13 protein-coding genes and 1 tRNA gene are annotated in these 8,661 nt (G+C 61.2%); 7 read left to right on the top strand and 7 right to left on the bottom strand.

Features of this window, described 5'->3' with window-relative positions; genetic code table 11:
- Positions 1–57: 57 nt before the first annotated feature.
- Together EN932_RS21565 and EN932_RS21570 are read left to right on the top strand one after the other, a co-directional pair.
- The gene (locus tag EN932_RS21565; RefSeq protein ID WP_013532440.1) at positions 58–363 is read left to right on the top strand and encodes an ETC complex I subunit; all 306 of its coding nucleotides are present in this window, start codon (positions 58–60) and stop codon (positions 361–363) included.
- Between the two features lie 47 nt (positions 364–410).
- Positions 411–487: transfer RNA gene (locus EN932_RS21570), tRNA-Arg, on the top strand.
- An 86-nt stretch (positions 488–573) separates the two neighbouring features.
- Here EN932_RS21570 and EN932_RS21575 read toward each other — a convergent pair.
- From EN932_RS21575 to EN932_RS21585, 3 genes are read right to left on the bottom strand one after another with little or no spacing between them, the layout of a single operon-like run.
- Entirely contained in the window at positions 574–858 is a 285-nt protein-coding gene (locus EN932_RS21575) for a hypothetical protein (RefSeq protein WP_127370276.1), read from the bottom strand.
- A gap of 45 nt (positions 859–903) precedes the next feature.
- Entirely contained in the window at positions 904–1,179 is a 276-nt protein-coding gene (locus EN932_RS21580; RefSeq protein WP_127370275.1) for a helix-turn-helix transcriptional regulator, read from the bottom strand.
- Positions 1,176–1,424 (bottom strand): hypothetical protein, encoded by a 249-nt coding sequence (locus EN932_RS21585; RefSeq protein ID WP_127370277.1) that lies wholly within the window; start codon positions 1,422–1,424, stop codon positions 1,176–1,178. The genes EN932_RS21580 and EN932_RS21585 overlap by 4 nt, the downstream gene beginning before the upstream one ends.
- A 245-nt stretch (positions 1,425–1,669) precedes the next feature.
- Between EN932_RS21585 and EN932_RS21590 the strand changes: the two genes are divergently transcribed.
- From EN932_RS21590 to EN932_RS21605, 4 genes are all read left to right on the top strand, one after another.
- Positions 1,670–1,891 (top strand): hypothetical protein, encoded by a 222-nt coding sequence (locus EN932_RS21590; RefSeq protein ID WP_013532436.1) that lies wholly within the window; start codon positions 1,670–1,672, stop codon positions 1,889–1,891.
- A 258-nt stretch (positions 1,892–2,149) separates the two neighbouring features.
- Entirely contained in the window at positions 2,150–2,938 is a 789-nt protein-coding gene (locus tag EN932_RS21595) for a GGDEF domain-containing protein (protein WP_013532435.1), read from the top strand.
- Positions 2,939–3,227: 289 nt separating this feature from the next.
- A complete protein-coding gene (locus tag EN932_RS21600) occupies positions 3,228–4,190 on the top strand; it encodes a glycosyltransferase (RefSeq protein WP_128338129.1) in 963 nt (320 codons plus the stop codon).
- Positions 4,191–4,342: 152 nt separating this feature from the next.
- Positions 4,343–5,569, top strand: coding sequence for an anion transporter (locus EN932_RS21605; RefSeq protein ID WP_013532433.1), 1,227 nt, complete (start codon positions 4,343–4,345; stop codon positions 5,567–5,569).
- Positions 5,570–5,649: 80 nt separating this feature from the next.
- Here the strand turns inward: EN932_RS21605 and EN932_RS21610 are convergent, their stop codons facing one another.
- A complete protein-coding gene (locus EN932_RS21610; protein WP_024505017.1) occupies positions 5,650–6,237 on the bottom strand; it encodes a TetR/AcrR family transcriptional regulator in 588 nt (195 codons plus the stop codon).
- An 88-nt stretch (positions 6,238–6,325) separates the two neighbouring features.
- Between EN932_RS21610 and EN932_RS21615 the strand changes: the two genes are divergently transcribed.
- The gene (locus EN932_RS21615; RefSeq protein WP_127384696.1) at positions 6,326–7,156 is read left to right on the top strand and encodes a crotonase/enoyl-CoA hydratase family protein; all 831 of its coding nucleotides are present in this window, start codon (positions 6,326–6,328) and stop codon (positions 7,154–7,156) included.
- Between the two features lie 111 nt (positions 7,157–7,267).
- Here the strand turns inward: EN932_RS21615 and EN932_RS21620 are convergent, their stop codons facing one another.
- The 3 genes from EN932_RS21620 to EN932_RS21630 form a co-directional block, all read right to left on the bottom strand.
- Positions 7,268–7,576: a cupredoxin family copper-binding protein gene (locus EN932_RS21620; protein ID WP_013532430.1), complete on the bottom strand. Its 309-nt coding sequence runs from the start codon at positions 7,574–7,576 to the stop codon at positions 7,268–7,270.
- Between the two features lie 11 nt (positions 7,577–7,587).
- On the bottom strand, positions 7,588–8,112 hold the full coding sequence (locus EN932_RS21625) for a DUF4142 domain-containing protein (protein ID WP_127370509.1): 525 nt from the start codon (positions 8,110–8,112) through the stop codon (positions 7,588–7,590).
- Between the two features lie 117 nt (positions 8,113–8,229).
- Positions 8,230–8,661 (bottom strand): sigma-70 family RNA polymerase sigma factor (locus EN932_RS21630; protein ID WP_128369059.1); only part of this gene is annotated, 432 nt, incomplete at its 5' end.

An 8,661-nucleotide genomic window follows, 5' to 3' on the forward strand; every position in this document is an offset into this window, starting at 1 on the left:
GCGCAGTAATGACGGGCGAAGGGTGGCGATGCTGCCTTGCACAACAACGAGGTGGCCATGTCCGCGCGCATTTTCAGCCCAGCCAAAACCGCGATGCAGTCCGGCAAGGCCAAGACCGGTTACTGGGTGCTGGAATTCGATCCCGAGTCGCGCAAGAAGATCGACCCGCTGATGGGCTATACGACGTCGGCAGACATGAGAAGCCAGATCAGGCTTAGCTTCGACACGCGCGAAGAGGCGGTCGCCTACGCCGAAAAGCAAGGGCTCGCTTTCCGCGTCGAAGAGCCGAAAGAGACCAAGCGCCGCCAGATTTCCTATGCGGAGAATTTCCGCTATGACCGCAGGACGCCCTGGACGCATTGAACGGCGCCCGGCGCCAGAATATCCAGCCGGCCCAACGGCCGGCCAGCGGTCCCGTAGCTCAGCTGGATAGAGCACCGGCCTTCTAAGCCGATGGTCACAGGTTCGAATCCTGTCGGGATCGCCAAAGCCTTTCGGTCCGTTCCGGACACATAGGTTACGGTTTATACCGGAGACACGGGCTTTCAGAGAGCGGTATCAGGTCTCGTGCGCTCAGACCGCCGCCGCCAGAAGCAGCGTTACCCCCAGGACCGTCGACGCATAGATCGTCGCTAGGAGCACGATCGGCCGAGGATACTCGGTGGGTGTTGCGAGGCTGGTTATGTCGGGACCCCGAAATGTTTCGGTGCCGGGCGACGGGACGTCGGCGGCGGTGGCAGCGTTGTCATTGCAAGCGCGCAGCACAGAAAGGCGCTGGGTTATATCCGCGGCGATCAGAGGATCGTCCGCCACCAATTTCGACCAGTCCGAAACAACGCCGATTTCATGTTGTGACATCGCGCGCCTCCCTTTTGCGGCCTAACAGCGATATCTAAATTATGTTCAACTAATAGTTTCGCGAGGCGGACCGCTCTTTGTCACTGCGGTCTTCTGATCGATGAAAACCACGCCCGCTGCCTCCAAGCCTCGACGGATGGCAGCCAGCTTGGCGGGACTGGGAATCCTTCGCCCGCTCTCAAAACTGCCAATCGTTCCTTCGCTGAGGCCGCACTTCGCGGCGAGTCGCACCTGCGACCACTTCAGGATCGCTCGTGCAGCTCTGCACTGCTGGGGTGTAAGGGGTTGGGTCCCTGAGACGGTGGCGCTTCGCTTGTTCACATCCTGACGGTCCTTCGCTTCGGCGGGACACGGCTTTGCACCAGGCCCGCCTTGTCCAGATCCACCGTGACCATTGGCCCGAGCGACACCGTGACCTTGTCGCCGTCGATCCGCGAAACGTCCCCGGGCAATTCCATCTGCTGGCCCCTGGTCAGCCTGGTTGCCGGATCAATGACCGAATGCGGAAGACCGGGGATCGACACGCTGACGCGGTCCTTCGTGACGCGCTTCAGCACCGTCGCCATGACCGCCACCTCGTCGCCGACTTTATTGCCATGCTCTGATTCTGGGGCGGCATCTGCCGGCGTCAAGGATTAGCTGCGTCTGATATAGAAAAGTCCGCGGGCGTGGCTCGGCGCCAGCGTATTATTTCGTTACTCGGCCTTTTCGGAACCTTCCCGCGCACGGCGCGTTCGGCCCGCTGTATTCGCGGACCCTCATATAAAAGTGGACAGGCGGGAGGCAAACAAGGGTGGGGAGGAGTGTTGCCATGTCGAAGCGAGAAATAGGGATATCTTCGGCCCTCGATCGGCGCATTGCCGACCTCAGGGCCAGGATGCAGGACGCCCGGATCACGGAATACGAAATGAAGACCTTTCAAAAAGTGGCTTCAGCCATGGGAGGCGACGGAGGCTCCCTGCGTCTCGATGCCGACGACCTGATCGCGGCATCCTTTGTCGTCGATGCGCTGGGTGAACCGACGCTCAACTGAGACGGGCGATCTGGCTTCGCGCGCCGTTTTGCCCTTGCCCGGCCGGCAATTGGCCCACGCCTTCACACTTTGAAACAGGATGGCTGCTTTCCAGCGGCCGTCCTGTGGCGTCTGCCCAAGCGTCTGTCGCAAGTCATAGGCAGGGGCTGGTTGGCCGGTGGATTTGATTCCGCCGCCGACATCGAATTGGAGGGAAAGTCTTATCAATTTGTTTGGGTTGGTGCGTCATAGTAGCGACGGCTAACGGAGTTGAACGCGATGAAGCTCGATCTGTCGCCGACGAGCTGGGGCAGGGTGATCGCTGTCACGGCAGTCGGTACGGCATTCTTCATTGCCGTGGCGTTCTTCGTCGATTCCTTCAATTTTCCCTATCTTTCGCCCGAGGCCGTGTGGCGGGCGCAGATGACCGACCTGATGCTGCCTTTGGTGCTGGGCGGCTCGTTTCTGTTTTTCCTGATGTGGAAGATTCGCCAGCTGGCCATCGCGCAGCGCGATCTCAGCGTCATCGCCGCGACCGACAGCCTGACGGCGGTGCTGAACCGTGGCGCCTTCTCGATGCTGGTCGAAGCCTATCTCGAGCAGACCCGCAAGCAGGAGCAGACCCGTTCGGGGGCGCTGCTGATCATCGACGCCGACCACTTCAAGTCGATCAATGACCGCCTGGGCCACGATTGCGGCGATCAGGCGCTCAAACTGATAGCGCAGGCGATCAAGGGGCAACTGCGTGGCAGCGATATCGTCGGCCGCATCGGCGGCGAAGAATTCGGCGTGTTTCTGCCCGGCGTGGATCCCTCGCAATCCTGGGTGGTTGCCGAAAGCATCCGCCGGCGTATCAGGGAGATGGAATTCTCACCCGGCGGCAGGCCTTGTCCGCTTTCCGTCAGCATCGGCGGCACAAGCTTTACCGGCCCGATCACATATGAGGAAATCTTCTCCGCTGCCGACAGAAGGCTTTACACGGCCAAGTCGAACGGACGCGATCAAGTCAGCTTCGATCCGGCCGGAACGTCTCCGGCGCCTGCGCCCGGCGTCGCCACCGTGCATTGACGGGCGAAACTTGCAGAAGGCTGATCGGGAAGCTCTCGAAACAGACGCTCCTTCTATGTTTCCAAATACTTATAATCAGCCGCAAGGAATCCGATCCTTACGGACAGCATGCCGGCTCGATGGGCCATGGACTGCAACCGCTTGCCGGTATACTCCCCCCGCGTTGGCGATGTTTCGTTGTCGGCAGAAACGGTTTTGACTCTGAGTTTCCAAGCGTTCCGGCCGACAGCGATCATAATTTTTGATGCTGGCGAACATATGCGGAAACGGTCAGGTAAACACAGCTATTATGATCCATTTGTTCAACGGCTTTCAGGACCCCTTCGGTGGCAGTGACCTTGAAGCTCTGGAACTGTACCGGCTGTTGAGTGTCGATTCCAAGGTGCATCTGTGGGCAACCTCCTCCAGCGTGTCCGGCGAGTTGATGCGGAATTTCCCGATTCGCCGCGTCTCGCTGTCGAAGTGGGATGTACCGAATGGCGGTACCTACGTCTTTCTCGGCTCTCATTGGCGCAACAAGATATGGCCTTACCTGATCCCGCGGCCGCGCCGGCTGATCTATGTCTTCAATACCTTTCACCCGAAAATCATCTCGCTGACGAGACGCATGCCCCGCATGCTGAACTGGCCCGACGCCGAACTGGTGCTGATTTCCGATTTTCAGAGACGGATGCTCCAAGTCGATGGCACCGTGCATCCGTCTCCGATCGATATCGAACGTTTTTCACCACGGCGTCTGGGTTCGGATCGTCCCTTCACCGTCGGACGCTTGAGCCGCGATGGGCCGGGCAAACATCATCCCGATGACATACCCCTCTACGAGACATTGCTGGCCGAAGGTACTGCCTTGCGGATTCAGGGAGGGATAGGGCTCAAGGACAGCCTCATGCCGCATCCGCAACTCGAACTGTTCCCACCCGGCCAATTTTCCGCCGAAGAGTTTCTGCAGACGCTCGACGTGTTTTATTATCGCACCGGTTGGCATATGGAAACCTTCGGTCGCGTGGTGTTCGAGGCGATGGCCTGCGGGTTGCCCGTGGTCTGCCATTCATATGGCGGTTATTCCGACCATATCAGGCATGGCGAAAACGGTTTCTTGTTCGAAACGACGCAGCAGGCGGCGCGCATCCTCGCCGATCTCAAAGCCGACCCGGCGCTGCGGGCGGCAGTGGGCCTCAAGGCACGACAGACCGTCGAGCAGATCTATTCTTCCCAAGCTTTGCGACAGAGGCTGGATTTCTACCTGCGCTAGCTGCACGTCATCCCTTGGGCCATGGGACATCCTTGGCGCAACAACATGCCCGCTGTCATCGATCTCGACATCGCGCTAAAGCAGGCACGCAAAGCGGACGAATGGGGCCGACAGCCAGCGGCGTGCCACAGACTGGGCAGGACTTCTTATCGATGACATTGATGGGCGCGGCGGCACTGCTGATCCTGATCCTGACTTACGCCGGTGTCGCCATTGGCCGCATCCCCGGCCTGCGCCTCGACCGGGCAGGGATCGCGCTTCTCGGCGGGGCCGCGATGATCGCCATCGGCGCGCTCAGCATGGAGGATGCGTACCGGGCGATCAATTTCGACACCATCACGCTTCTGCTCGGCATGATGATCGTGGTGGCGCATTTAAAAGTGTCGGGCGCCTTTCGTGGCCTTGGCGCCGTCGCCATCGAGCACGCGCATGCGCCCTTCATGCTCTTGGTGATGGTGACGCTGCTGACCGGCGTGTTGTCGGCCTTCCTGGTCAACGACGCCATCTGTCTCGTCATGGCGCCGATCGTCGTCCACGTCACCCGTGTGATCAAGCGCAACCCGATCCCCTATCTGATCGCCACCGCCACCGCGTCGAATTGCGGCAGCGTCGCAACCATCACCGGCAATCCCCAAAACATGGTCATCGGCGCGCTGTCGGGCATTTCCTATCCGGCCTTTTCGGCAGCGCTGGCTCCGGTCGCTTTGTTCGGCCTCGTCGCGGTCGTTGTCATCATCCGCATTGTCTTCCGGGCCGAATTCGCCCGCACCGTCCAATTGACGCCCGAGGTCTCGCGGGGCCGCATGCACAAGGGGCAGGTGCTGAAGGCGGTGGTGGTCTGCATCGGGCTGGCAATTGCCTTCTTCGCCGGCGTGCCCGTCGCCAAGGCCGCACTCATCGGCGGCGCCATCCTCTTGCTTACCCGGGCCATTAAGCCGGAGCGCATCTACCGCGAGATCGACGGTCCGCTGCTGTTCATGTTCGCCGGTCTGTTCGTTGTCGTCGCCGGCGCCGAAAAGACGCTTCTTTCGCCCGACATGATCGCTTCGGCCAGGAATCTCGGGCTGGACGACGTCTGGCGCTTGTCCGGCTTCACCGCGGTGCTTTCCAACATCATGAGCAATGTTCCGGCCGTGCTGGCGCTGCGGCCCTTCATACCCGGCCTCGAAAACCCCGAGCGCGCCTGGCTGGTCGTCGCCATGAGCTCGACGCTGGCCGGCAATTTCACGCTGCTGGGTTCGGTCGCCAACCTGATCGTCGCCGAACAGGCACGCGCCGCCGGCACGACGCTGTCGTTCGGCGCTTTTTTCAAGGTCGGCTTGCCTTTGACGCTGATAACGCTGGCCGCCGGCACCGCATGGCTGGCTTTCGGTTTCTAATGCATGTCGTTGCCCCAAAAGTGGCCCCGGTTTTAGGGCAACGACATGCATAAAACCAAAGGCTTAAAGCGCGTCGCGCTTTAGACCTGGCTGCCTGAAAGTCGCGCCCGCACCAGCGTCGCCGCGGCGCGTCCGGCCGCTTCGATGTAATCGGGGTTGCGGTGGATCAGCATGATCGAAAAGCAGCCGTCGATCAAAAGCACGATCTCGCGCCCCAGGGTTTGCGGCTCCGCGACGCCATGGTCCGACAGGGCGCCGGCCAGCCATGTTTCGAAATTCAGCTTGTGCCGCGCGCCCACCTTGACCGCCGGATGTCCGGGCATCGAGGCGAGTTCGGCGGCCGTGCGCAGGAAGCCGCATCCTTTCCATTTCGGGTGGCGAGCGGACCTCGCCAGATTGGTGAAGATCGCCTCGACCTTGCGATCCGCGCCGCCTTCGGCAGCCTCGAACCAGCCGGCCATCCGCTTCAGATTGGGTTGGTCGCGGCCGTCGAGATAGGCGGCGATCAGGTCGTCCTTGCTCTTGAAATGGTAGTAGAGCGTGCGCTTGGTGAGACCCGCTTCCTCGGCAACGGCATCGACGCTGACACGACCGATTCCTTCTGCATAGAAGAGCCTGGTCGCGGCATCGACAATGCGTTTGCGGGTAGGGCTCTGCGTGTCGGGCATAAGCCTATGTATACCGACTAGTGAATATACACAAGCGACAAAGGGCATAGTCTTCCTTCCATCAGCATGATGGAGAAGGAAGAGCCAAATGACAGATCTTGTCCTTAGCGAAACCCGGGATGGGATTGCCATCCTCACCCTCAACCGGCCGGAGAAACTCAACGCGCTGAACTATGCCCTGATCGATCGCCTGCTTGCGGTCCTTGACGACATTGAAGTCGATGACAGCGTTCGTGCGGTCATTCTGACCGGAGCAGGGGAGCGGGCGTTTTCGGCGGGGGGCGACATTCACGAGTTCTCGGCCAGCGTGGCGCTTGGCGTCGGTGTCGCGATGCGGGATTTCGTCATGCGCGGGCAGCGGCTGACGGCGAGGCTGGAAGCCTACCGCAAGCCCATCATCGCCGCCGTCAACGGCATTGCCTTTGGTGGCGGCTGCGAAATCACCGAGGCCGTACCGCTTGCTATCGCCAGTGACCGCGCTTTGTTCGCCAAGCCGGAAATCAACCTCGCAATGCCGCCGACCTTTGGTGGAACCCAGCGCTTGCCGAGGCTCGCGGGGCGCAAGCGGGCGCTCGAACTGCTGTTGACCGGCGACTGGTTTGCGCCGCCGCGGGCGCTTGAACTGGGTCTCGTCAACGAGGTTGTCCCGCATGCCGAGTTGATGCCGGCGGCATTTGATCTGGCCAGGCGTATCCTGCGGCACTCCGATCTGGCGATTGCCGGCATCCTCACGGCAGTGGCGCGCGGCCTCAACCAGAGCATCGCCGAAGGTTTGCTGGTCGAGGCCGAGCAGTTTGCGCGCATGGCCCCGACCGCTGATCTGCGCGAAGGGCTGAATGCCTGGATTGCACGCCGCGAGCCGGGCTATGACGGCTCGTGGACACATATCGCGCGTCCCGACGAGGCCAGGCGAGCCTGAAGCGGGTCGCTTGAATTCCTCAGGCGACCCGCTTCAGGGCTTTGTTTTTATGCGTGTCGTTCTCCCAAAACCGAGGTCACTTTTGGGCGACATGCACTCGTCGGAGCTGGATCAGGGCGCCACCACCAAACGGCCCTTCATGTTGGGGTGAAAGCGGCAGAAGTAGTCGACCGGTCCCGCCGTCTTCAAAGTCAGGCTTGCGGATTTCTTCGGCGGGATCATCACTTCCCAGCCGCCTTTCACGGTTGCCGTGTGGGCGAACACATCCTTGTTCACCCACTCGATCGTGTCGCCGACCTTTGCCTCGACGGTGGCCGGAGAGAACACCAGCCTGTCGATGGTGACCTGGATGGTTTCGGCTTGCGCCGGCACGATCCCGACGGCGAGCGTCAACGCAATCCACAGATGGTGGTTCTGCATGCTCCCGGTCCTTACTTGAGCATGCCGGCGACGTGTTCGGCGTGCTGCTCATGGCCCTGGAATATCTTCAAGCCGGTTTCCAGCAGGCTTTTCAGCTCGGCATTCTGCGCCGACGGGATCAAAAGGGTTTCGAGCGCGCCGTTGACCTGCTTGTGATAGGCGACCTCATTGTCGACATAGGCCTTGTCGAAGGCAGCGCCGTGGAGTTTGGCGAGCTTGGCCCGCTCCTCCGTCGCAGCTTTGGTCAGCGCCTTGCTGGTGGGGTTGTCTTCCGGGGTGACCTTGAGCTTCTTGACCAGGTCGAGCGCCTGAACATTTACAGCCTCGTGATCGCGGACCATGTCCTTGGCGAAATCGACAACCTCCTTGTTCTTCGATTTGTCGATGGCCAGCTTGGCCGCTTCGATGTCGATGACCCCGGCCGTGTAGGCGATATGGGCGATCTGCGAATCGGTCGGCTTGTCGGCGGCTTGTGCGAACGGCGCGGTGCCGAGCAGCAGCAGGGCGGCGAGCGCAGCAGTGTGTCGGATAGACATGGCATCTCCTTCGCCAGGACGCTGAAATCGTCCCGGACAGTGTTTTTCGGTTGACGGTCATTGGATGCTGGTCAGCGGCAAACGTTCCCGCTGAAATGAACTGAAATCCGCTGAGGCTCAGCTTTCCAGCCCGAGCCGTCGCATCACGGCGCTGGTCAGTCGTTCGCAACGCCGGCCGGCGAAGGGGAAGGCGTCGAGCAGCACCGGCCCGATCTGGTCGTCCAGCGCCTTGCGGACAAGGGCGCGGGCGCGGTGTAGCCTTGTCTTGACGGTTTGCGGCCGCACGCCGAGGAGGTCGGCGGTCTCTTCGATGCTCAGCCCCTCGATCACCCGCGCCACGAACACCGTCCGGTAGACGTCGGGAAGGCTGTCGGTGGCCTGTTCGACCAGTTGGAGGATCTGCCGTTGCGCCATTGTCCGTTCCGGATCGTCGCTGGGATTGAGGGGAAACCGGATGATCTCGGCTTGCGGATTTTCCGGCAGCGCCACCGTTTTGCGTCTTTTGCGCAGCCGGCCGAGCGCCTCGTTGATGACGATGCGCGATAGCCA

The sequence above is a fragment of the Mesorhizobium sp. M7A.F.Ca.US.002.01.1.1 genome, assembly GCF_004022955.1.
Lineage (GTDB): Bacteria > Pseudomonadota > Alphaproteobacteria > Rhizobiales > Rhizobiaceae > Mesorhizobium > Mesorhizobium ciceri.